Below are 22821 nucleotides of genomic sequence, written 5' to 3' on the forward strand. Positions count from 1 at the left end.
CTATCCTCTCGTCATTCCGGGATGGCCCGAAGGGCCAGGCCCGGAATCCATTCCGCCGTCGAGTATGCCGCTCGATGGATTCCGGGCTCGCGACTTCGTCGCGCCCCGGAATGACATCTGATCCAGTCGCAGAAAATGACCCATCCCGGCGAACAGTTTTACCCCGAGGGCGTGCGTTGGGACGATCCCATCGCCCAGGGCACGCTGCCAGACCTGTTGTCGAACGCCGCCGCGAACTACGGCCCGCGCACCGCGCTCGAATTCCGGGAGCGTCCGATCACCTATACCGAGCTCGCCGCGATGGCCGAGCGCGCGGCGGCGGCGTTCCTGCGCGCCGGCTGCGGCAAGAATAGCTCCGTCGCGCTGTTCCTCGGCAACACGCCGGACCATCCCGTCAATTTCTTCGGCGCGCTCAAGGCCGGCGCCCGCGTCGCGCATCTGTCGCCGCTCGACGGCGAGATCGCGCTGACCCACAAGGTCTCGGACTCCGGCTCGCGCCTGCTGGTCACCTCGAATCTCGCGGCGCTGCTGCCGACGGCACTGAAGTTCCTGGAGAAGGGCCTGATCGACCGCCTCGTCGTCTGCGAGGACGACAATTGGGGCAAGGTCGGCACGCCGCAGGCCGCGATCCCTGATGATCCCCGCATCGTCACCTTCAAGGCCTTCGTCGAGGGCGCGGCCGCGCCGGCGCAATGGCCTGTTGTCACGGCCGACGACGTCGCGCTGCTGCAATATACCGGCGGCACCACCGGTCTGCCCAAGGGCGCGATGCTCAGCCACGGCAATCTCACCGCGGCGGTGTCGGTCTACGACGTCTGGGGCAAGCCGGCGCGGGCGGCGCGTGGCGGTGTCGTCGAGCGCGTGATCTGCGTGCTGCCGCTATTCCACATCTACGCGCTCACCGTCGTGCTGCTGTCCTCGCTCAGCCGCGGCAATCTGATCTCGCTGCACCAGCGCTTCGACGTCGAAGCCGTGATGCGCGACATCGAAGTGAAGCGCGCGACCTATTTTCCGGGCGTGCCGACGATGTGGATCGCGATCGCGGCGCTTCCGGATCTGGACAAGCGCGACTTTTCCTCGCTCGCCACCGTCGGCTCCGGCGGCGCGCCGCTGCCGGTGGAAATCGCAAGTCTGTTCGAACGCAAGGTCGGCAAGAAGCTCAAGAGCGGCTGGGGCATGACCGAGACCTGCTCGCCCGGCACCGGCCATCCGCCCACAGGCCCGGACAAGCCGGGGTCGATCGGCCTGATGCTGCCCGGCATCGAGCTCGACGTCGTCTCGCTGGAGAACCCGACCAGGGTGCTGCCGCCGGGCGAAGTCGGCGAGATCCGCATCAAGGGCCCGAACGTCACCCGGGGCTACTGGAACAAGCCGAAGGAATCCGCGGAGTCCTTTGCCGACGGCCGCTTCCTCACCGGCGACATCGGCTATGTCGACACCGACGGCTATTTCTTCCTGGTCGACCGCAAGAAGGACATGATCATCTCCGGCGGCTTCAACGTCTATCCGCAGATGATCGAGCAGGCGATCTACACCATTCCGGGCGTGCACGAGGTGATCGTGCTCGGCATCCCCGACCAGTATCGCGGCGAGGCGGCCAAGGCCTTCATCAAGCTCAAGCCCGGCGCAAAGCCGCTCACGCTCGACGAGCTGCGCGCGCAACTCGCCGGCAAGGTCGGCAAGCACGAATTGCCGGCCGAAGTCGAATTCGTCGACGAACTGCCGCGCACGCCGGTCGGAAAACTGTCGCGCCACGAATTGCGCCAGCAGCAGAAACCCGCACAATCCACTCCATAGACAAGAAAGCTCACAGGAGGATCCGATGGATCTCGCATTCACGAAAGAAGAGCAGGCGTTTCGCGAGGAAGTGCGATCATTCTTCCGCGACAACGTGCCGCCGGATACGCGGCGCAAGCTGGTCGAGGGCCGTCATCTCTCGAAGGACGAGATGGTGACGTGGTGGCGCATCCTCAACAAGAAGGGCTGGGGCACCAGCCACTGGCCGACGCAGTATGGCGGCACGGGGTGGAGCTCCGTGCAGCACTACATCTTCAACGAGGAGCTGCAGTCCTATCCGGCGCCGCAGCCGCTCGCCTTCGGCGTCAGCATGGTCGGCCCGGTCATCTACACCTTCGGCAACGAGGAGCAGAAGAAGAAGTACCTGCCGCGCATCGCCAATGTCGACGACTGGTGGTGCCAGGGCTTCTCCGAGCCCGGCTCCGGCTCCGACCTCGCCTCGCTGAAGACGAAGGCCGAGCGCAAGGGCGACAAGTGGATCATCAACGGCCAGAAGACCTGGACCACGCTGGCCCAGCACGCCGACATGATCTTCTGTCTCTGCCGCACCGACAACAATGCCAAGAAGCAGATGGGCATCTCCTTCATCGTGTTCTCGATGAAGTCGAAGGGCGTCACGGTGCGTCCGATCCAGACCATCGACGGCGGCCACGAAGTCAACGAAGTCTTCTTCGACAACGTCGAGGTGCCCATCGAGAATCTGATCGGCGAGGAGAACAAGGGTTGGGATTACGCCAAATTCCTGCTCGGCAACGAGCGCACCGGCATCGCGCGCGTCGGCGTCTCCAAGGAGCGGCTGCGCCGCATCCGCGAACTCGCCGGCAAGGTCGAATCCGCAGGCAAGCCGATCATCCAGGACGCCGCCTTCCGCGAGAAGCTGGCGGCCTGCGAGATCGAGCTGAAGGCGCTCGAGCTCACCCAGCTCCGCGTCGTCGCCGACGAAGGCAAGCACGGCAAGGGCAAGCCCAATCCGGCGTCGTCCGTGCTGAAGATCAAGGGCTCCGAGATCCAGCAGACCACCACCGAGCTCCTGATGGAAGTGATCGGACCCTTCGCCGCGCCCTACGACGTGCACGGCGACGACGGCTCCAACGAAGCCATGGACTGGACCGCCCAGATCGCGCCGAGCTACTTCAACAACCGCAAGGTCTCGATCTACGGCGGCTCCAACGAGATCCAGCGCAACATCATCGCCAAGGCGGTGCTGGGGCTGTGATCGATTGAACAAATGACGCTGTCGTCCCCCGCGAAGGCGGGGGACCCAGTACGCCGCGGCGGTCGTGAGTCCCATAGACGCTTGCGTTTACTGGATTCCCGCTTTCGCGGGGATGACATCCGAGGGTGAGGCGACGGCAGGGCAATTTCCGCCGATTTGGAGAGAAACATGGATTTTGATTTGACCGAGGAGCAGCGGCTTCTCAAGGATAGCATCGACGGCCTCTTGACCGATTCCTACGATTTCGAGAGCCGCAAGAAGTATATGAAAGAGAAGGGCGGCTGGAGCAAAGCCGTCTGGGGCAAGCTCGCCGAGCAGGGCCTGCTCGGACTTCCCTTCGCGGAAGCCGATGGCGGCTTCGGCGGCGGCGGCGTGGAAACCATGATCGTGATGGAAGCGCTCGGCAAGGCGCTGGTGCTCGAGCCGTATCTCGCCACGGTCGTGATCGGCGGCGGCTTCCTGCGCCACGCCGGCACCGACGCGCAGAAGGCCGCGCATGTGCCCGGGATCATCGACGGCAGCAAGACGCTCGCTTTCGCCCAGCTCGAGAAGAACTCGCGCTATGATCTGTTCGACGTCACCACGACCGCGAAGAAGAAGGGCGACGGCTGGGTCATCGACGGCGAAAAATTCGTCGTGCTCAACGGCGAGAACGCCGACACCTTGATTGTCACCGCGCGCACCAAGGGCGCCCGCCGCGACACCGGCGGCATCGGCGTGTTCCTGGTGCCGGCGAACGCGAAGGGCGTGACGAAGAAATCGTATCCGACCCAGGATGGCCTGCACGCCGCCGACATCACCTTCACCGCTGTCGAGGTCGGCGCTGATGCCGTGCTCGGCAATCCCGAGGACGGCCTCGCGCTGATCGAGCGCGTCGTCGATGAGGCCCGCATTGCGCTCTGCGCCGAGGCGGTCGGCCTGATGGACGAGTCGCTCAAGACCACGGTCGAGTACATCAAGACGCGCAAGCAGTTCGGCGTCGCGATCGGCTCGTTCCAGAGCCTGCAGCATCGCGCCTCCGACATGTTCGTCGCCGCCGAGCAGGCGCGCTCGATGTCGATGTTCGCGACCATGGCCGGCGATTTCGAGAACGCCAAGGAGCGCAGCAACGCGATCGCCGCGGCCAAGGTGCAGATCGGCAAGTCGCTGAAGTTCGTCGGACAGCAGGCGATTCAGCTCCACGGCGGCATCGGCATGACCATGGAGGCCAAGATCGGCCACTACTTCAAGCGCCTCACCATGATCGAGAACAGCTTCGGCGATACCGACTATCACCAGCGCCGCGTCGCGGATGCGGGCGGGTTGATCTGATCCACGGGTGCTGTCATCCCCCGCGAAGGCGGGGGATCCAGTACGCCGCGGCCTCTCGATTCAAGTCGCGCCGTCTCTGGAATACTGGATCGCCCGGTCGAGCCGGGCGATGACACCGAGCAAGTTGTAACAACGAGCCCAACACCCATGAAAAACACCCCGTTCGATCTCACCGGCAAGGTCGCCATCGTCACCGGCTCCAGCCGCGGCATCGGTCGCTCCTCCGCCGAATTGCTCGCAAAGCTCGGCGCCAAGGTCGTGGTGTCCTCGCGCAAGGCCGACGCCTGCAAGGAAGTCGCCGACGGCATCAATGCTTCCGGCGGCGACGCCACCGTCATCCCCTGCAACATCGCGCGCAAGGCCGAGGTCGAGGCGCTGGTTGCGGGCACCATCAAGCATTACGGCAAGATCGACATCCTCGTCTGCAACGCCGCCGTCAATCCCTACTACGGCCCGCTGCTCGACATCACCGATGAAGCCTTCGACAAGATCATGGGCAGCAACGTCAAGAGCAACATCTGGCTCTCGGCGCTGGCGATCCCTGGGATGGCCGAGCGCGGCAACGGCTCCGTCGTCATCATCTCATCGATCGGCGGCCTGCGCGGCTCCACCGTGATCGGCGCCTACGGCATCTCGAAAGCGGCTGACTTCGCGCTGTGCCGCTCGCTCGCCGGCGAATGGGGCCCGAAAGGCGTCCGCGTCAACTGCATCGCGCCCGGCCTCGTCAAGACCGATTTCGCCCGCGCCCTCTGGGAAGACGAAGCCAACCTCAAGCGCCGCACCGCCACCACCCCGCTCCGCCGCATCGGCGAACCCGACGAAATCGCAGGCGCCGTGGCGTACCTGGCATCAGATGCGTCGAGCTTCATGACGGGCCAGACCATTGTCATCGACGGCGGCGTGACGACGGCGGCGGTGTAGGAAGTTTGCGATATCTCCGAGTTCGTCGTCCCGGACAAGCGAAGCGCAGATCCGGGACCCATAGCCACAGGGAGTGGTTTGGCGAAGACTCGTGGTTGCCGGCTCGGGCGACAATGTTCTCCTGTGGCTATGGGTCCCTGCTTTCGCAGGAACGACGACGGAGCTTGGGGCGCGCTCAGGGATATTGACCTTGCGCTTCCAATCCGCTCCCTTTGGCCCGACAAATGATCCCCTCACGGGAAACGCCAAGAAAACGCCAGGGTAGCTACCATGTCTTTCGTCCTCGCCATCGACCAGGGCACCACCTCGTCGCGCGCCATCGTTTTTCGCAGCGATATCTCGATCGCCGCCCGCGCGCAGCAGGAGTTTCCGCAGCATTTTCCGGCCTCGGGCTGGGTCGAGCACGAGGCGGAGGACATCTGGACCTCGACCGTGATGGTCTGCCGCGACGCGATCGCGCAGGCCGGCATCACCGCGAAGGACATCGCCGCGATCGGCATCACCAACCAGCGCGAGACCACCGTGGTGTGGGACCGCGCGACGGGGCAGGCCGTGCACCGCGCCATCGTCTGGCAGGACCGCCGCACCGCCGACATCTGCGCAAAACTGAAAGCCGACGGCCACGAGCCGGTGATCTCGGAAAAAACCGGCCTGATCATCGATCCCTATTTCTCCGGCACCAAGGTCGCCTGGATTCTCGATCACGTCCCCGGCGCGCGTGGGCGCGCCGCGCGCGGCGAGCTGATGTTCGGCACCGTCGATTGCTACCTGCTCTGGCGCCTCACCGGCGGCAAGGTGCACGCCACCGACGCCACCAACGCCTCGCGCACGCTGCTGTTCAACATCCACACCGGCCAGTGGGACGACCAGCTGCTGGAGATCATCGGCGTGCCGCGGTCGATGCTGCCCGAGGTGAAGGATTCCTCTGCCCATTTCGGCGAAAGCACGCCGGACCTGTTTGGCGGCGCCATCGCCATTTCAGGCATCGCCGGCGACCAGCAGGCCGCGACCATCGGCCAGGCCTGCTTCCGCCCGGGCATGATGAAGTCCACCTACGGCACCGGCTGCTTCGCGCTGCTCAACACCGGCACCACGCCGGTGGCCTCGAAGAACAAGCTGCTCACCACCATCGCCTATCAGCTCGACGGCAAACGCACCTACGCGCTCGAAGGCTCGATCTTCGTCGCAGGCAGCGCGGTGCAGTGGCTGCGCGACGGCCTCGGCATCATCAAGCACGCCGCCGAGACGGGCCCGCTCGCCGATCAGTCGGACTCGATGCAGAGCGTCTACCTCGTCCCTGCTTTCGTCGGTATGGGCGCGCCCTACTGGAATCCGCGCGTGCGCGGCGCACTGTTCGGCCTCACCCGCAACACCGGCCCGGCCGAGCTCGCCCACGCCGCACTGGAGAGCGTCTGTTACCAGACTTTCGATCTCTGGGCCGCGATGCGGGCGGACTGGCCGAGCTCGGAGACCGCCAGCGTCGTGCTCCGCGTCGACGGTGGCATGACCGCCTCGGACTGGACCATGCAGCGCCTCGCTGATCTCCTGAATGCACCGGTCGACCGCCCCGTGATCCAGGAGACCACGGCGCTGGGCGCCGCCTATCTCGCCGGCCTCCAGGCCGGCGTCTATCCCGAGCCGACCAAATTCGCCGACAACTGGCGCCTCGAGCATCGCTTCAAGCCGGCGATGAGCCAGGCGACACGCGAGCGGAAGCTGGCCGGCTGGGCGCGCGCGGTGAAGGGCGTGCTGGCGAGTGATGAGGGGGAGGAGTAGCGCGCCTCTATCCACGCGGTCGTCCCTGCGAGAGCAGGGACCCACACCGCGGAATCGATCTGGAGATTGCGGTAGGAGTACCGAACGCAGAGTCTTCGCCAAACCGCTCCCTGTGGCTATGGATCCCGGATCTGCGCTCCGCTCGTCCGGGACGACGACGGAGTGTGTCGCGCCAATTCTGGAACGTTCTCGCAATGAAATCGAGCAAACAAGGATGATCCTCCCCGACGGCTATTCCGACGTCCCGGCCGGCAAGATCGCCGCCGTCGTCACCCATCTGGAGATGACCGCACGTCCCGCGCGCCGTGACGATCCGCCGGGCAGCTGGACCCTGCGCAAGGTCGACGCGCCTGCGCTTCATTGGTATCGCGATCTCCACCGCCGCGTCGGTGAGGAGTGGCTGTGGTTCTCGCGGGCGCGCATGAACGATGCGGAGCTTGCCGCGATCATCCACGCGGCGGGAATCGAAGTCCATGCACTGGTCGTGGACGGCCGCGATGAAGGCCTGCTCGAATTGGACTTTCGCGAGGCCGGCCAGTGCGAGCTGGTCTATTTCGGCGTCACCGCCGGGCTGATCGGCACCGGCGCCGCCCGCTTCCTGATGAACCGCGCGATGGAGATGGCGTGGTCCCGCGACGTCCGCCGCGTCTGGGTGCACACCTGCACTTTCGACCATCCGTCCGCCGTCGCGTTCTACCAGCGCTCCGGCTTCCGCCCGTTCCGCCGCCAGATCGAGATCGCCGACGATCCGCGCCTCGACGGCACCGCCCCGCGCGATGCGGCGCGGCATGTGCCGATCATCGAGTAGTGTGCATCTGCTTCCCCGCATTCCGCTCCGCTCTACGCGGGCTACAAGCTCAAAACACCTCCTGCTTCGCCCTTGCCAGCGAAAACCCGCGCTGCATCGCGTTGAAGCAGGTCAGCCCGGTCTGCTCCGACCGACACGTAAACCCCGCCCGCTGCCACACTTCGCCATAAGCCAGCACCGGCAGCGACGGGTCCATGATGGTGTCGCCGGCGCAGATGCGGCCCGCGTTGCCCTTCGCGCTCATCTCGAAGGCGTTGCCCCATTCCAGCTCGCAATCGGCGGGGCGGCGCGGGCGGGTGTCCAGGTTCATGATGTCGCAGCGGAGCACGCCCTGGCCGTTGTCGGTGAAGAACTGGCAGGCGATGTTTTTGGACGGCGTCTGGAAGCCGATCGGGCGGTCCTGGGCATAGGCCGTGACGGTCGATAGAGAGATGCCGACGAGGAAGAGTAGAAAATATTGCATGGGATTTCTGCCCCGAATGAACGCGTCATGCCCGGACTTGATCCGGGCATCCATCAATCTCTAATCTGAGGAGAGATGGATTGCCGGGTCAAGCCCGGCAATGACAGGAGATATGCAGATGTTCCTGATCGGCCAATACGACTCCCCCTTCGTTCGCCGCGTCGCGATTGCGCTGCGGCTTTACGGGCTCGCCTTCGAGCACAGGCCGTGGTCGACCTTCGGCGATGCCGACAGGATCGCGCCGTATAATCCGCTGCGCCGTGTGCCGACGTTGGTGCTTGATGATGGCGAAGCGCTGATAGAGAGCGCGTTCATTCTCGACCACCTCGATGAGCTTGTCGGTCCCGACAAGGCGATGCTGCCGCGCGCGGGCGCCGAACGGCGCCGGCATCTGCGCATCTGTGCGCTCGCCTCCGGCCTCGGCGACAAGGCCGTGAGCCTAGTCTATGAGCGCGTGCTGCGAAAGGAGCAATTGGCGCTGTGGGTCGCGCGCTGCGAGGCGCAGATCAACGACGTGCTCAGGGTGCTGGAAGACGAGCGGGCGAGGGTGCCGACGCCCTACTTCCTCGGCGAGCGCATCGGCCACGCCGACGTGATCGTCGCCTGCGTCCTCCGCTTCACCCGCGAAGCCCATCCGCAATTGTTCGAACCAGCGCGCTATCCGGCGCTCGCAGCGCATGCCGAGCGTTGCGAGGCGCTGGCGCCGTTCCAGGAGATCGTCCAGCCGCTGGCGCCGCCGAAGGGGTGAGCAGCCTTACCCTCCCCTGGATGGGGAGGGTCGATCGCGCGCAGCGCGAGCGGGGTGGGGTGGGGTGATCTCTCCACTCGGGCACCGCATCTGTGGAGAGACTGTCACCCCACCTCGGTTCGCTTTCCGCTTCGCTGCATGCGAACCGATCCTCCCCCTCCAGGGGAGGATGGAGACCGGGAGTGCCGACTGACCGATCTCATCGCGCTAGGCAAAGCCGACCTTGATCAAGATGGTCAGAAAAAGTCCCCCGACGACCGCGCAGACCGCGGCGCCGATCAGCGGCCCCAGCGCGCCTTCACGGCTTGCAGGCTCCAGCACCGCATGCCCCGGCCGCTCCGGATCGTAATGGACCTGAACGGTCTGCCCCGGATGATACTTCGCTGCGGCCTTTTCGGCGACTTCGCGCAGCCCGGAGATCATGGTGCCGCCCCAGTTGATTTCGGTGCCGATGAAGTCGCGCTGGCCGACCTTGTAGGCGTAGCGGAGGTCGACCTGATAGCGGTGTACAAGCTTTGAAGTCGTCGGCCTGTTGTCGTGTTCGGTCTTTTCCTCGATGATCTCCTCGACCAGGGCGCAACGGGTGACCTTGCCGGCCGCGGTCGGCCAGCGCAGGCTGGCGCTCGCCAGCCGGCGCGTGCTGACATACTCGATCACGCAGAACACGCCACCGATGAGCACGATGACCGGCAGCGCGAAAGCGAACAGCGGCACCCCGTTGCCGGCGTAGAGCACGTGCCCCGCGACCGAATGCGCGGTCAGGGTGGCGGCGATCAAGCCGAACACGATCGTGAATGCGACGAGCGCGGCGAGGTTCTGCGCCGCGGCCGGCTCCAGCAGCGCCTCGGCCGGCTGCTTCGGGTCGACATAGACGTCGACATGGGCGCCGACCGGATAGCGTCCGGCCAGCTTGGCCGCGAGCACCTTCGTCGTCATGGCGATGCCGCCGACGAAGACCTTGTCGCCTTCCAGCTCCTCGCCGCCCGCACGATAGCGATAGCGGATGACCGGCTTGGCATCGTTCTGATCGTCGGAGACGTGGGCCTCGGGTTGCTCGACGGTGGAGACCGTGATGATGCCCTCCACCTTGTCCCAGTTCCGCGCGGCCTGCATCCGGCCCCGCATACGCACCAGATTGACCAGCATCAATCCGAACAGAAGGACCGAGATGCCGGCGGCAATCTGCGTCCACATCAATTGTTGGGCATTCAGCATCCCGTTCCCTGCTCCCCTGCGGCGACCGCCATTGGTCGCGGCGGGCGGCCGGTGCGTTCACGGTGCCAGGCAGGCTTCTTACCGTCCCCAGGAGAGGGAGGGGAATCGCATATGACTTTTCGGAGGGGCCGGAGCGAGCGCCTCGTCCTTCGAGACGACCGCTTCGCGGTCTCCTCAGGATGAGGCTCCGTTGCAGCGATATCCGTTGAAATTGCCGCCACGCGCTCCGCCCTCATCCTGAGGGCCCGCCAAAGGCGGGCGTCTCGAAGGATGGCCGCAGGCGAGCTGCCTCCGACTTTCTTTCATATGCGATCCTCCCCCGCAAACGCCCTCCAGGGGAGGATGAAGACTTCACCCTCTATCAGCCTGTCTCCGCGTGCAGGGGTTGACGTCACCCGCCGCCGTTTTCATGACGATCGGATTTGGCGACAGCCTGATGCCGAAGAACAATTGAGAGCCGGACACCTTGTCCTCTGCTCCCTCATGAACGTCGAGGTCGAGCTTCGCCGCGATCTCGGATGTCAGCTTGGCCTTCTCCTCCATCGAAATCTTGTTGGTATATCTGATCTCGTAGACGACATCGGCCTCCAGGACGGACCGCGTCTGGCACACGACGCCGCCGCCCGAAATGTTCTGGGTGACCGCGTCCTCGCATTCGGACTTCAGCAATGCATTCCGTGTCGAGATCAGCGACTCGTCGGAGATCAGCAGGATGTTGGCGTTCTCGAGCTTGAGGTTGACCGCCTCGACCTGCTGCATCCCGGCGACGGCCGACAGCTTGTCCCTGACCTGGGCCGACACGTCGAGCTTCTTCTCGAGCGACTGCTTCAGGTCCCGGTCCATCGTCCGCGATTTCTGGATCTTGTTGACCAGCAAATTCGGATCGACGTCGCAGGTCGGATGCAGTTCCAGCCTGCCATTGCTCAGATATTCGATCGTGTTGATGGTGCCGGGACCGCCGAAGGTGCTTGGCGGCACCACCTCGAAATATCCGGTCTCGGAGAGGATGGCGGTGATCGTCTGTTTCTTGCGCGGGTATCCGGCGTAGACAGCAACCATCACCAGCGCGATCGCGACAAAGACGCCGCTACTTAGCCAAAACCACCCGCCGCCAACTACTTTCCCGGGCAGCACAACTGATTTTTCTCGCCGCATGGCACGTAGCCTTTCGGACAGTCCGCCGCGGCAATCGTGGGCAGCACGACGAGAGCGATCGCGGCGACGAACAGTGCAATGAACTGCTTCATATGTTCGATCCCAAGCAAATCGTCGGTTTGGTAGTGCACCGATAGACTAACCAACCGAGGTTGAGTGGACAAGTGAACGAGTTCACACGGGCGCGGTTCCCGCGAGATAATCATGCGGCGAGTTGCAAGGCGGCGCGGCTTTCGTGTCGGTTGCAGTTGAACACAGCTGTCGTGCCCGGACGCAGCGCTGCGCTTCCCTGGCGATGCGCAGCATCGTCCAGTGCAGCGGTGCGCTGCAGAGCCGGGGCCCATCTCATCGCATTCTCGGGTGCCGCCTTCTGGATCGCGGCTCGCGCTTCGCGCGTCCGGGACACGAGATTGGCGCACAGCATCTGACGAAGCCCGAACGCGCGGCTGGCGATGATGGAATATTACAGGTGTTTTGCCCGACGGAGCAAGCAAATTCGCTAAAACAGAAATTCTTCAAACCTTTCAACCCCATTCCTACTGTGCATGGGGTTGTTTTCGCACTTCTGTTTTGAAGGCGGGGCCTACCCCGCCCCCGCGCGCTTCTTCTGCCAAACCAGATGCACCGCGCAGGTGCAGCCCGGCGGATGCGAGGCGAGGTCCTTCGACGTCTCGTCGTTCGCCGGTGTCGCCGCGAACGCCTTGTCGGCTCCCTCGCGCGACGGGATGTAGTTCAGCACCGGCGCGAGCCAGCGCTCGGTCTCCGCCACCGTCATGCCCTTGCGCGCGGCGTAGTCCTCGACCTGGTCGCGCTCGATCTTGCCGACGCCGAAATAGTAGCTCTCGGGGTTCGCAAGATAGAGCCCGGACACGGAGGAGCCCGGCCACATCGCAAAGCTCTCGGTCAGCTTCACGCCGGCGGTGGCTTCGGCGTCGAGCAACTCGAACAGCGTCGCCTTCTCGGTGTGATCGGGCTGGGCGGGATAGCCCGGCGCAGGGCGGATGCCCTGGTATTTTTCGAGGATCAGCTCGTCGGTCGACAGCGCCTCGTCCGGCGCATAAGCCCAGAACTCGCGGCGCACGCGGGCATGCATGCGCTCGGCGAAGGCTTCGGCGAGGCGGTCGGCCAGCGCCTTGCACAGGATCGAGGAGTAGTCGTCGTTGGCCATCTTGAAGCGGTCGGCGACGGCGTCCTCGCCGATTCCGGCGGTGACGACGAAGCCGCCGACATAGTCGGGAATGCCGGTGTCGGCAGGCGCGATGAAGTCGGACAGCGCCGCGTTGAAGCGGCCCTCGCGCTTCTCGAGCTGCTGGCGCAGCGTGTGCAGCGTCGCGATCGTCCTGGTGCGGCTCTCGTCGGCATAGAGCACGATGTCGTCGCCTTGCGCGTTCGCCGGCCAGAAGCCGACCGTGGCGCGCGCCCGGAACCATTTCTCCCTGACGATCAGGTCGAGCATCTTTCGCGCGTCGTCATACAGCGAGCGGGCGACCTCGCCGACCTTGGCATCGTCGAGGATGGCGGGGAAGCGACCGGCGAGCTCCCAGGTCTGGAAGAACGGCGTCCAGTCGATATAGGGCACGAGCTCGGCGAGGTCGTATTCGTCGAAGCTGCGAATGCCGAGGAAGGTCGGCTTCACCGGCTTGTGCGCGGCAAAATCGACCGGCACGCGGTTGGCGCGGGCTACCTCTAGCTTCAGCCGCTTCTTGTCGGCCTGCGCGCGGAAATGCGCATCCGAGATCTTTGCGTATTCGGCACGCACATCGGCCGCATAGGCCTCGCGCCTCTCCGGCGACAGCAGCGAGGAGGCGACGCCGACGGCGCGGCTGGCGTCGTTGACATGCACGACGGGACCGGCGCGATAGCTCGGATCGATCTTCACGGCGGTGTGCACGCGGCTGGTGGTGGCGCCGCCGATCAACAGCGGCAGCTTCAGTCCTTCGCGCTGCAATTCGGCGGCGAAGAACGCCATCTCGTCGAGCGAGGGCGTGATCAGGCCGGACAGCCCGACGATGTCGGCCTTCTCCGCCTTCACGGTCTCGACGATCTTCGAAGCCGGCACCATCACGCCGAGGTCGATGACCTCGAAATTGTTGCACTGGAGCACGATGCCGACGATGTTCTTGCCGATGTCGTGGACGTCGCCCTTGACGGTTGCGAGCACGATCTTGCCGGCGGAGCTTGAGCCTTCCGTGCCGATGCCGTTGGCAAGGTTGCGCGCCTTCTCCTCCTCCATGAACGGCATTAGCCAGGCCACCGCCTGCTTCATCACGCGCGCCGATTTCACCACCTGCGGCAGGAACATCTTGCCGTCGCCGAAGAGATCGCCGACCACGTTCATGCCGGCCATCAGCGGGCCTTCGATCACGTCGAGCGGGCGCGAGGACTCCTTGCGGGCCTCCTCGGTGTCCACTTCGATGAATTCGGTGATGCCGTGCACCAGCGAATGCGACAGCCGCTTGGCCACCGGCCATTCGCGCCAGGCCAGATCGGCTTCCTTGGTCTGGGTCTTGTTACCGCGGAATTTCTCCGCCAGCGCCAGCAGGCGCTCGGAAGCGCCGGGGTCGCGGTTGAGCACGACGTCTTCGCACACCTGGCGCAGCTCGGCGTCGATGTCGTCATAGACGATCATCTGCCCGGCATTGACGATGCCCATGTCCATGCCGGCCTTGATGGCGTGATACAGGAACACCGAGTGCATGGCCTCGCGCACCGGCTCGTTGCCGCGGAACGAGAACGACAGGTTGGAGACGCCGCCCGAGATATGCGCGCCCGGCAGGTTCTGCCGGATCCAGCGCGTCGCCTCGATGAAGTCGACGCCGTAATTGTTGTGCTCCTCGATGCCGGTCGCGATCGCGAAGACATTCGGATCGAAGATGATGTCCTCCGGCGGGAAGCCGACGCGGTCGACCAGGATGTCGTAGGCGCGCTTGCAGATTTCGGTCTTGCGCGCGAACGTGTCGGCCTGGCCGGCCTCGTCGAACGCCATCACCACCACGGCCGCGCCGTGGCGGCGCGCGATGTTGGCTTCGTGAATGAACTTCTCCTCGCCTTCCTTCATCGAGATCGAGTTGACGACCGGCTTGCCCTGCACGCATTTCAGGCCGGCCTCGATCACCGAGAATTTTGACGAATCGACCATCACCGGCACGCGGGCGATGTCGGGCTCGGCGGCAACGAGGTTGAGGAAGGTCACCATTGCCGCTTCGGAGTCGAGCAGGCCCTCGTCCATGTTGACGTCGATGATCTGCGCGCCGTTCTCGACCTGGTCGCGCGCGACCTGCAGCGCAGCCGTGTAATCGCCGGCGGTGATCAACTTGCGGAAGCGCGCCGATCCCGTGACATTGGTGCGCTCGCCGACGTTCACGAAGGGAATCGCGTCCGTCAGCACGAACGGCTCGAGGCCGGAAAGCCGCAGGCGCGGTTCGATCTCCGGCACGATGCGCGGCTTGTGCGGAGCGACCGCGGCCGCAATCGCCGCGATATGCTCCGGCGTGGTGCCGCAGCAGCCGCCGACGATGTTGACCAGGCCGTCACGCGCGAACTCGCCGACCAGGCGCGCCATGTATTCCGGCGTCTCGTCATACTGGCCGAATTCGTTGGGCAGGCCGGCGTTCGGATAGGCGCACACCAGCGTATCGGCGACGCGGCCGATATCAGCGATATGCGCGCGCAGGTCTTCCGCGCCGAGCGCGCAGTTGAAGCCGATGGTGACGGGCTTGGCGTGCCGCACCGAATGCCAGAACGCCTCCGGCATCTGGCCCGAGAGCAGGCGGCCGGACTTGTCGGTGATGGTGCCTGACACCATCACCGGCACGTCGATGCCGCGCGCTTCGGTGATCTCGGCGATCGCATAGAGTGCCGCCTTGGCGTTCAGCGTGTCGAAGATGGTCTCGACCAGCAGCAGATCGACGCCGCCGTCGAGCATTCCGTTGATCTGCTCGCCATAAGATTTGCGTAAGTCGTCGAAGGTGACGGCGCGGTAGCCGGGATTGGAGACGTCGGGCGAGATCGAGGCGGTACGGTTGGTCGGGCCGATGGCGCCGGCGACGAAGCGCGGCTTGCCGTCCTCGGCCTCGACGCGCCGTGCGGCATTGCCGGCGAGGCGGGCACCTTCGCGCGCCATCTCGTAGACGATGTCGGTGAGGTCGTAATCGGCCTGCGCGATCGAAGTGGTGGAGAAGGTGTTGGTGGCGACGATGTCGGCTCCGGCGCGCAAGTAGGCGGCGTGGATGTCCTCGATCGCCTTGGGCTGGGTCAGGATCAACAGGTCGTTGTTGCCTCGCAGGTCGCGATGGAAGTTCTTGAAGCGCTCGCCGCGGAAGGCGGCCTCGTCGAACTGGAGATTCTGGATCATCGTGCCCATGGCGCCGTCGAGCACGAGAATACGCTCGCGCGCCGCATTGAGCAGGGCAGTTCGCTTGGGAGAGATGGGTACCGTCATTTCGATTACGCCGCCTTCTGCGCGCTCTTGGCGCGGATGCCGAGCAAATGGCTGATCGCGAATACGAGATCGGCGCGGTTCATGGTGTAGAAATGGAAGGTGTTGACGCCGTTCTTGGCGAGCTTCTGCACCTGGCCGGCCGCGACGGTCGCGGCGACCAGCTTGCGGGTCTCGGCGTCGTCATCGAGGCCTTCGAACTTGGCGGCGAACCAGTCCGGCACGCTCGTGCCGGCGCGGGTGACGAAATTCCGGGCCTGCTTGAAATTGTGCATGGGCATGATGCCCGGCACGATCGGGATGTTGATCCCCCGGGCGCGGACGCGATCGAGATAGCGGAAGTAGAGGTCGTTATCGAAGAAGACCTGCGTGATCGCGCGGGTCGCGCCGGAATCGACCTTGGCCTTCAGCGTGTCGATATCCGCGTCGAAGTCGCGCGCTTCGGGGTGCTTCTCGGGATAGGCCGAGACAGAAACTTCGATATCGGCGTGCCGCTTCTTGATCCCCGCGACGAGATCGGCCGAGCTCTGGTAGCCGTCGGGATGGCTGGAATAGGGCGTGCCGATGCCGCCGGCCGGATCGCCGCGCAACGCCACGATGTGGCGGACGCCGACCTCGTGATAGCGGTCGACGATCTCGTCGATCTCCCCGCGCGAAGCGCCGACGCAGGTCAGATGCGCGGCCGGCAGCAGCGCGGTCTCCTTCAGGATGCGGGCGATGGTCGAATGGGTGCGCTCGCGGGTCGAGCCGCCGGCGCCATAGGTCACCGAGACGAATTTCGGATCGAGCGGGGCCAGCCGGTTGATGGTGTCCCAGAGATTCCGCTCCATATCTTCCGTCTTGGGCGGAAAGAACTCAAAGGAGATCGCAGGCCGCTTGACGGCCAGGTGACCGTCTTGCCCGTCGGCGTGGGCAGGCGTCGTCGGATCGGTCATGGCACCACTCACTCCAGATTTTGGCGGCCGGCGGTCAGCTCTAATTGGAAGAGGCTAAGATAGGGCAAAGGGGGGCTTCTCGACAGCCCATCGGAGATGGGAAATAGCCCATCAATTGCGAATATATGTCAAATATTGCGCTGCATCCTTTCCGAGTGGGAAGTCCTGGAAGAAAATAATTACCTAGAAATATCAGATATATGGTCAAATATTTGAGGCTGGTGGGTTGGCTTGTCTCAGGTGGGCAATGTGTATGTCGCGTTACGGAAGGCAATTTTGTCCCAACGTTGCGTTCCGGTCAGGCAAGCGGGTTCGCGGCCGGCACACGTCAGACCTGCGCTATGTGCCCATTGCCGCTCCGCCAGCCTCCACTAGGTTAGCGCGCCATGATTCCGCTTTCAGTCCTCGACCTCTCCGTCGTCACCACGGGCACAAAACCCGCCGCGGCGCTGCGCAACAGCATCGATCTGGCGCGTCACGTCGACGGGCTCGGCTATGTCCGCTATTGGCTCGCCGAGCATCACAACCTCGCCTCCGTCGCGAGCCCGGCGCCCGATGTGATGATCGGGCAGATCGCGGCGGTGACGAAGCACATCCGCGTCGGCTCCGGCGGCGTCATGCTGCCCAACCATGCCCCACTGGTCGTGGCCGAGCGCTTCAAGATGCTGGAGGCGCTGTTTCCCGGCCGCATCGACCTTGGCCTCGGCCGCGCGCCTGGCACCGACGGCGCCACGGCTTACGCGCTCAGAAGCCGGCTCGACCGCCGCGAGGGCGACGATTTCCTGGAGCGGCTGCACGAACTGATTTTGTGGCAGACCCGCGAATTCCCGGCGGGACATCCGTATCACAACGTCGTGGCGATGCCCGACGACACGCCGTTGCCCCCGATCTGGCTGCTCGGCTCCAGCGATTACTCGTCGGAATTGGCGGCCCAGGTCGGCATGGGCTTCGCCTTTGCGCATCACTTCGCATCCCATGATGCGATCGACGCGATGGGGCATTACCGCACCCGCTTCCAGCCGTCGGCTTGGCGCGCGAGCCCGCATGCGATCCTCGCCGTCGCGGTCATCACGGCTGACACCGACGAGGAGGCCGAAAAGCTCGCGACGTCCTTCGACCTCAACCGGCTGCGCCGCGACCGCGGCCAATATCTGCCGCTGCCGAGTGTCGAGGAGGCCGTGGCCTATCCCTATACGGACTCTGAGCGCACCTCGATCCTCCGCAACCGCTCGCGCCTGTTCGTCGGCAGCCCCGCGACGGTGCAGACGAAGCTTCAGCCGCTGCTCGATTCCAGCAAGCCGGATGAGCTGATGGTGATCACGGCGGTGTACGACCACGACGCGCGGAAGAGGTCGTATTCGCTGCTGGCGGAAGCTTTCGGGCTTAAGGCGGCTGCGTAGAAGCTCTCATGCCCCGGACGCGGCGCAGCACGCAGTGATGCGCTGCAGAGCCGGGGCCCATCGCGCTCCGAGCATCGCAGTCTCTGGGGCCCGGCTCGCGCTTTCGCGCGTCCGGGGCACGAGATCATTCCATCGTCGCGCGGAACGGATGGCCCGGATACACACCGACGATGCGGAATTCGCGCGAGAAGAATTTCAGTTCCTCGATCGCGAAGGCGAGGCCCTTGTCGTCAGGATGGCCATCGACATCGGCGTAAAACTGCGTAGCGAAGAAATTGCCGTCGACCATGTAGCTCTCTAGCTTGGTCATGTTGACGCCATTGGTGGCGAAGCCGCCGAGCGCCTTGTAGAGCGCGGCGGGAAGGTTGCGCACCCGGAAGACGAAAGTGGTAACCAGCGGGCCCGAACCTTGCGCCGCCCATTTCGGCTCGCGCGCCAACACCACGAAGCGCGTGGTGTTGTGGGCCTCGTCCTCGATGTCCTCGGCGAGGATATCGAGCCCGTAGATATTCGCGGCGAGGCGCGAGGCGATCGCGGCGACGGTCTTGTCGTTGCGCTCTGAGATGTCGCGGGCGCTGCCTGCGGTGTCGGCATGCACGATCGGTTTGATGCCGAGCTTGCGGATGATGCGCCGGCACTGGCCGAGCGCATGGACATGGCTCTCGACGGACTTGATGTCTTCAATCCTGGTGCCCTTGACCGCCATCAGTTGATGGCGAATGGGCAGAAACCATTCGCCGATGATGAAGAGGCCGGAGGCCGGCAGCAGGTGATGGATGTCGGCGACGCGGCCGGCGACCGAGTTCTCGATCGGGATCATGCCGAGATCGGCCTCGCCCGACGAGATCGCCGACAGTGCGTCCTCGAAGGTGGCGCAGGGCATCGGCTCGGCGTCGGGATAGGCCTCGACGATGGCGATATGGGAATTGGCCCCAGGCTCGCCCTGGAATGCGATTTTCAGCTTGCTCATGACGGGCCTTGTAACAGCGGCTCAGGATTTGGAAAGGATGCTGCGGGCGGTCTCGAGGTCCGCCGGCGTGTCGACCCCACGGGGCACGGTATCGACGATGGTGAAGTCGATCCGCATCCCGGCTTCCAGCGCCCGGAGCTGCTCGAGCTTCTCCTGCAACTCCAGCGGCGAGGGCGGCAGCCGGACGTAGCGCTCCAGCGCGGCGCGGCGATAGGCGTAGAGGCCGATATGGTGGTAACGCGGTCCGTCGCCGGTCGGGGCGGTCGCGCGGGTGAAATAAAGTGCGCGCATCCGCCTGCCACCTACCGAGGTCCCCACCGCTTTCACGACGCTCGGTGCGAGGTCCTCCTCCTCGGTATGGATCTGCGAGGCCAGCGTCGCGATGTCCACGGCCGGATCGTCCAGCGGCGGCAGCACATCGCGGATGTTGTCGGTCGTGATCGTCGGGAAATCGCCCTGGAGATTGATCACGATCTCGGCCTGCCCGCCCGGATCGAGCTTCTGCATGGCCTCGTGTATACGGTTCGAGCCGTTGGGGTGGCTGGGGCTGGTCATCACCGCCTCGCCGCCATGGGCTGATACCACAGACGCGATCTCGGCCGTGTCGGTCGCCACCGCGACCCGGCCGATCCCGGCGGATTCAGCGCGGCGCATCACATGGACGATCATCGGCAGGCCGGCGATGTCGGCGAGCGGCTTGCCGGGCAGGCGGGTGGCGGCCATGCGGGCCGGGATCAGCACCAGGATGCGGGGATCGATCATCGGTTCAAAGGCCTGGAAACGGGGCGTTTTCCGCGCCGGGAAATGGGGTGGGGACTGGCCGAAGGCCGGTTCGCTTATACGGGTTGCCAGACCCCGGGCAAACCGATATCTCAATGGCAAAACTCGGGGAAACAATAAGGAACGTTTGATTCTCCCGAGGCTCGTCCTGGCGGCCGTTCGGCCGCTTATTCCTTCTTGCGGTGTGGGGCCTGGCCGGAAATGGACTCTTTCGAACTCAACAAGATTCTCGGTGCGGTGCTCGGCACCTGTCTCATCCTGCTGGTGACGAGCTTCACCGCCAACGCGCTGTTCTCGCCCAAGCTGCCGGAAAAGCCGGGCTTCGAGATCGCCGTGAAGGAAGATGCCGGCCATGGCAAGGAAGGCGGCGCTGCTGCCGCGGCCTCCGAGCCGATCGAAAAGCTGCTCCAGACCGCCTCCGTCGAGAAGGGCGCTGCCGCTGCCAAGAAGTGCGGCGCCTGCCACACCTTCGAGAAGGGCGGCCCGAATCGTGTCGGCCCGAATCTGTTCGGTGTCGTCGGCCGCGCCCGCGGCACGGAAGCCGGCTTCAATTATTCCGCCGCCATGAAGGGCAAGGGCGGCAATTGGGATTTCGAAGCGCTCAACGCGTTCATCACCAACCCGAAGGCCGCCGTTCCCGGCACCGCGATGGGCTTTGCCGGTATCCCGAAGGACTCCGAGCGCGCCGACGTGATTGCCTACCTGAACTCGATGTCCGACAAGCCGGCCCCGCTGCCGACCGCGTCGAAGTAAGGTTCTCGGCGTCGTCAGACGATCTGCGGCCAGGCCACGTGCCTGGCCGTTTCCGTATCCAGGCCTCGCGGTGAGTTTATCGGGGCGTTTGGCCGCATCGGATAGGCTGACTGGCCTTCCAAGATGAGGAAAAAGCAACATATTCCGTCGAAACCTCGCCTATATTGGGAACTTAAAGGAGTAGCCTCCTTCAAGACAGGAATGTTGATTTGGCCATTACCCGACGCGATCTCCTGCTCACCGGCACTGCTGCCGTAGCGCTCCCCGCTCTTGGTTCCGTTGCGGGCGCCCCCGTGATCGGCGCAGCCCATGCGCAATCCGCCGGCGAGGCGGCTTCAAGTGCGCTCCCCTGGCGTCATGCCTTGTCGCTGTTCGGAAAGGTCAAGTACCCCGCTGACTTCAAGCGCTTCGACTACGTCAATCCGGACGCGCCCAAAGGCGGTGTCGCACGCCAGATCGCGGTCGGCACCTTCGACAATTTCAACATCGTGGTGTCGGGGGTGAAGGGACAGGTCGCCGGCGCCGTCGCATTCATCTACGAATCCCTGCTGACGCCCGCGCTCGACGAAGTCTCGACCGAATACGGCGCGCTGGCCGAAGCCGTCAGCCACCCGGACGACTTTTCCTTCGTCTCCTATCGCTTGCGGCCGCAGGCCAAATGGCACGACGGCAAGCCCGTCACCGCGGACGACGTGATCTTCTCGCTGGATTCCTTCAAGAAGCATCACCCAATGTACTCGGCCTATTACAGCCATGTGGTGAAGGCCGAGAAGGTCGGCGAGCGCGAGGTGAAGTTCGTGTTCGATGCGCCGGGCAACCGCGAACTGCCGCAGATCGTCGGGCAGCTCACGGTGTTGCCGAAGCATTGGTGGGAAGGCACGGACGCGCAGGGCCGCAAGCGCGATGTCTCCGCCACCACGCTCGAAGTGCCGCTTGGTTCCGGCCCCTACAGGGTCAAGGAGTTCGTTGCCGGACGGTCGATGACGCTGGAGCGGGTCAAGGATTATTGGGGGCGCGATCTGCCTGCCAATGTGGGCCGCAATAATTTCGACGAGATGCGCTACGAATATTTCCGCGACGCCACCGTGGCGATCGAGGCCTTCAAGGCCGATCAGGTCGATTGGCGTACCGAGAACAGCGCGAAGAACTGGGCGACGGCCTACGACTTCCCGGCCGTGACGGAAAAGCGGGTGATCCTCGAGGAGTTCGCCAACCGCAGCTCCGGAGTCATGCAGGCTTTCGTGCCGAACCTGCGCCGCGCCAAGTTCAGTGATCCCCGCGTGCGTCGTGCGCTCAACTACGCGTTCGACTTCGAGGAGATGAACAGGCAGATCTTCTACGGTCAGTACAAGCGCGTCAGCAGCTATTTCGACGGCATCGACGAACTGATGGCAACCGGGGTGCCGCAGGGCAAGGAGCTCGAGATTCTCGAGACCGTCCGCGCCGACGTCCCGCCCGAAGTCTTCACGACGGCCTATACCAATCCGGTCGGCGGCAGTCCGGAAGCCGTGCGCGACAATCTGCGCGAGGCGTTGCGCCTGTTCAAGGAGGCCGGCTACGAGGTGCGCGACCGCAAGCTGGTCGACGTCAAGACCGGTGCGCAGTTCACCATGGAGCTGCTGAACCAGGATCCGAGCTTCGAGCGGGTCACGCTGTTCTACAAGCCGTCACTGGAGCGGCTCGGCATCGCCGTGAGCGTGCGGACGGTCGATCCGACCCAATACGAGAACAGGACGCGCGAGTGGGATTTCGACGTCGTCACCAACTCCTGGGGCGAGTCGCAGTCGCCGGGCAACGAGCAACGCGAGTTCTGGTCGTCCAAGACGGCCGATATTCCCGGCTCGCGCAATATTAACGGCATCAAGAACCCTGCGATCGACAAGCTGATCGAGCGGGTGATCTACGCCAGGGATCGCGACGATCTCGTTGCGGCAACCAAGGCGCTCGACCGCGTGCTGCTGTGGAATCACTACGTCGTGCCGCAATGGACCTATTCGAAGGTGCGCACGGCGCGCTGGGATCGCTTCGGCCGGCCGGCGGAACTGCCAAAATACGGTCAGTCCGGCTTCCCGTTCGTCTGGTGGTACGACGCAGACAAGGCGGCGCGGATCGCAAAGAAGTCGTGAAGGACGCTG

General features: G+C 64.6%; 18 protein-coding genes. 10 read left to right on the plus strand and 8 right to left on the minus strand.

Features of this window, described 5'->3' with window-relative positions; genetic code table 11:
* Positions 1-135: 135 nt before the first annotated feature.
* The 6 genes from pimA (at position 136) to F8237_RS19790 (ending at position 7829) form a co-directional block, all read left to right on the plus strand.
* Positions 136-1797 carry a dicarboxylate--CoA ligase PimA gene (gene pimA, locus F8237_RS19765; RefSeq protein ID WP_151647138.1) on the plus strand — a complete coding sequence of 554 codons (1662 nt, stop codon included), beginning with the start codon at positions 136-138 and terminating at the stop codon, positions 1795-1797.
* Positions 1798-1822: 25 nt separating this feature from the next.
* Complete coding sequence (pimC, locus tag F8237_RS19770) at positions 1823-3013, plus strand: pimeloyl-CoA dehydrogenase large subunit (protein ID WP_151647140.1); 1191 nt, start codon at positions 1823-1825, stop codon at positions 3011-3013.
* Positions 3014-3181: 168 nt separating this feature from the next.
* Positions 3182-4324, plus strand: coding sequence for a pimeloyl-CoA dehydrogenase small subunit (gene pimD / locus F8237_RS19775; RefSeq protein ID WP_151647142.1), 1143 nt, complete (start codon positions 3182-3184; stop codon positions 4322-4324).
* Between the two features lie 147 nt (positions 4325-4471).
* The gene (locus tag F8237_RS19780; RefSeq protein WP_151647144.1) at positions 4472-5245 is read left to right on the plus strand and encodes an SDR family NAD(P)-dependent oxidoreductase; all 774 of its coding nucleotides are present in this window, start codon (positions 4472-4474) and stop codon (positions 5243-5245) included.
* 270 nt (positions 5246-5515) lie between these two features.
* On the plus strand, positions 5516-7021 hold the full coding sequence (glpK, locus tag F8237_RS19785) for a glycerol kinase GlpK (protein WP_151647146.1): 1506 nt from the start codon (positions 5516-5518) through the stop codon (positions 7019-7021).
* Positions 7022-7235: 214 nt separating this feature from the next.
* The gene (locus F8237_RS19790; RefSeq protein ID WP_151647148.1) at positions 7236-7829 is read left to right on the plus strand and encodes a GNAT family N-acetyltransferase; all 594 of its coding nucleotides are present in this window, start codon (positions 7236-7238) and stop codon (positions 7827-7829) included.
* 49 nt (positions 7830-7878) lie between these two features.
* Here the strand turns inward: F8237_RS19790 and F8237_RS19795 are convergent, their stop codons facing one another.
* A complete protein-coding gene (locus F8237_RS19795; RefSeq protein ID WP_151647150.1) occupies positions 7879-8292 on the minus strand; it encodes a DUF6636 domain-containing protein in 414 nt (137 codons plus the stop codon).
* A gap of 118 nt (positions 8293-8410) precedes the next feature.
* Between F8237_RS19795 and F8237_RS19800 the strand changes: the two genes are divergently transcribed.
* Positions 8411-9040 carry a glutathione S-transferase family protein gene (locus tag F8237_RS19800; RefSeq protein WP_151647152.1) on the plus strand — a complete coding sequence of 210 codons (630 nt, stop codon included), beginning with the start codon at positions 8411-8413 and terminating at the stop codon, positions 9038-9040.
* Between the two features lie 207 nt (positions 9041-9247).
* On the opposite strand, the gene F8237_RS19805 is transcribed toward F8237_RS19800, so the two are convergent.
* The 5 genes from F8237_RS19805 to metF all read right to left on the minus strand — a co-directional run bounded on the left by F8237_RS19805 (position 9248) and on the right by metF (position 16783).
* The gene (locus tag F8237_RS19805) at positions 9248-10255 is read right to left on the minus strand and encodes a DUF3592 domain-containing protein (RefSeq protein ID WP_151647154.1); all 1008 of its coding nucleotides are present in this window, start codon (positions 10253-10255) and stop codon (positions 9248-9250) included.
* 351 nt (positions 10256-10606) lie between these two features.
* Complete coding sequence (locus F8237_RS19810) at positions 10607-11314, minus strand: hypothetical protein (protein ID WP_244626152.1); 708 nt, start codon at positions 11312-11314, stop codon at positions 10607-10609.
* 56 nt (positions 11315-11370) lie between these two features.
* Positions 11371-11502: a hypothetical protein gene (locus tag F8237_RS37235; protein ID WP_259173430.1), complete on the minus strand. Its 132-nt coding sequence runs from the start codon at positions 11500-11502 to the stop codon at positions 11371-11373.
* A gap of 491 nt (positions 11503-11993) precedes the next feature.
* Complete coding sequence (gene metH, locus F8237_RS19815) at positions 11994-15851, minus strand: methionine synthase (protein WP_151647158.1); 3858 nt, start codon at positions 15849-15851, stop codon at positions 11994-11996.
* Between the two features lie 5 nt (positions 15852-15856).
* A complete protein-coding gene (metF, locus tag F8237_RS19820) occupies positions 15857-16783 on the minus strand; it encodes a methylenetetrahydrofolate reductase [NAD(P)H] (protein WP_162006131.1) in 927 nt (308 codons plus the stop codon).
* A 386-nt stretch (positions 16784-17169) separates the two neighbouring features.
* Between metF and F8237_RS19825 the strand changes: the two genes are divergently transcribed.
* Positions 17170-18183, plus strand: coding sequence for an LLM class flavin-dependent oxidoreductase (locus tag F8237_RS19825; RefSeq protein WP_151647162.1), 1014 nt, complete (start codon positions 17170-17172; stop codon positions 18181-18183).
* 124 nt (positions 18184-18307) lie between these two features.
* Here the strand turns inward: F8237_RS19825 and F8237_RS19830 are convergent, their stop codons facing one another.
* Positions 18308-19153 (minus strand): prephenate dehydratase, encoded by an 846-nt coding sequence (locus tag F8237_RS19830; RefSeq protein ID WP_151647164.1) that lies wholly within the window; start codon positions 19151-19153, stop codon positions 18308-18310.
* 21 nt (positions 19154-19174) lie between these two features.
* Positions 19175-19915, minus strand: a complete 741-nt coding sequence (locus F8237_RS19835) for a 3-deoxy-manno-octulosonate cytidylyltransferase (RefSeq protein WP_151647166.1) — start codon at positions 19913-19915, stop codon at positions 19175-19177.
* A 219-nt stretch (positions 19916-20134) separates the two neighbouring features.
* On the opposite strand from F8237_RS19835, the gene F8237_RS19840 reads away from it, so the two are divergent.
* Both F8237_RS19840 and F8237_RS19845 read left to right on the plus strand, forming a co-directional pair.
* A complete protein-coding gene (locus tag F8237_RS19840; protein WP_151647168.1) occupies positions 20135-20686 on the plus strand; it encodes a c-type cytochrome in 552 nt (183 codons plus the stop codon).
* A gap of 209 nt (positions 20687-20895) precedes the next feature.
* Positions 20896-22812 (plus strand): extracellular solute-binding protein, encoded by a 1917-nt coding sequence (locus F8237_RS19845; protein WP_151647171.1) that lies wholly within the window; start codon positions 20896-20898, stop codon positions 22810-22812.
* The last annotated feature ends 9 nt before the right edge of the window (positions 22813-22821 follow it).

The organism is Bradyrhizobium betae, assembly GCF_008932115.1.
Taxonomy (GTDB): Bacteria; Pseudomonadota; Alphaproteobacteria; order Rhizobiales; family Xanthobacteraceae; genus Bradyrhizobium; species Bradyrhizobium betae.

What these genes read in the sequence shown, in the direction of transcription:
- F8237_RS19810 (WP_244626152.1), bottom strand. Translation starts at nt 11,314, where the DNA reads ATGGTTGCTGTCTACGCCGGATACCCGCGCAAGAAACAGACGATCACC.
- F8237_RS19830 (WP_151647164.1), bottom strand. Translation starts at nt 19,153, where the DNA reads ATGAGCAAGCTGAAAATCGCATTCCAGGGCGAGCCTGGGGCCAATTCC.
- F8237_RS19840 (WP_151647168.1), top strand. Translation starts at nt 20,135, where the DNA reads ATGGACTCTTTCGAACTCAACAAGATTCTCGGTGCGGTGCTCGGCACC.
- F8237_RS37235 (WP_259173430.1), bottom strand. Translation starts at nt 11,502, where the DNA reads ATGAAGCAGTTCATTGCACTGTTCGTCGCCGCGATCGCTCTCGTCGTG.
- F8237_RS19835 (WP_151647166.1), bottom strand. Translation starts at nt 19,915, where the DNA reads ATGATCGATCCCCGCATCCTGGTGCTGATCCCGGCCCGCATGGCCGCC.
- metH (WP_151647158.1), bottom strand. Translation starts at nt 15,851, where the DNA reads ATGACGGTACCCATCTCTCCCAAGCGAACTGCCCTGCTCAATGCGGCG.
- F8237_RS19795 (WP_151647150.1), bottom strand. Translation starts at nt 8,292, where the DNA reads ATGCAATATTTTCTACTCTTCCTCGTCGGCATCTCTCTATCGACCGTC.
- F8237_RS19825 (WP_151647162.1), top strand. Translation starts at nt 17,170, where the DNA reads ATGATTCCGCTTTCAGTCCTCGACCTCTCCGTCGTCACCACGGGCACA.
- pimC (WP_151647140.1), top strand. Translation starts at nt 1,823, where the DNA reads ATGGATCTCGCATTCACGAAAGAAGAGCAGGCGTTTCGCGAGGAAGTG.
- F8237_RS19780 (WP_151647144.1), top strand. Translation starts at nt 4,472, where the DNA reads ATGAAAAACACCCCGTTCGATCTCACCGGCAAGGTCGCCATCGTCACC.
- F8237_RS19805 (WP_151647154.1), bottom strand. Translation starts at nt 10,255, where the DNA reads ATGCTGAATGCCCAACAATTGATGTGGACGCAGATTGCCGCCGGCATC.
- pimA (WP_151647138.1), top strand. Translation starts at nt 136, where the DNA reads ATGACCCATCCCGGCGAACAGTTTTACCCCGAGGGCGTGCGTTGGGAC.
- F8237_RS19800 (WP_151647152.1), top strand. Translation starts at nt 8,411, where the DNA reads ATGTTCCTGATCGGCCAATACGACTCCCCCTTCGTTCGCCGCGTCGCG.
- F8237_RS19790 (WP_151647148.1), top strand. Translation starts at nt 7,236, where the DNA reads ATGATCCTCCCCGACGGCTATTCCGACGTCCCGGCCGGCAAGATCGCC.
- glpK (WP_151647146.1), top strand. Translation starts at nt 5,516, where the DNA reads ATGTCTTTCGTCCTCGCCATCGACCAGGGCACCACCTCGTCGCGCGCC.
- pimD (WP_151647142.1), top strand. Translation starts at nt 3,182, where the DNA reads ATGGATTTTGATTTGACCGAGGAGCAGCGGCTTCTCAAGGATAGCATC.
- metF (WP_162006131.1), bottom strand. Translation starts at nt 16,783, where the DNA reads ATGACCGATCCGACGACGCCTGCCCACGCCGACGGGCAAGACGGTCAC.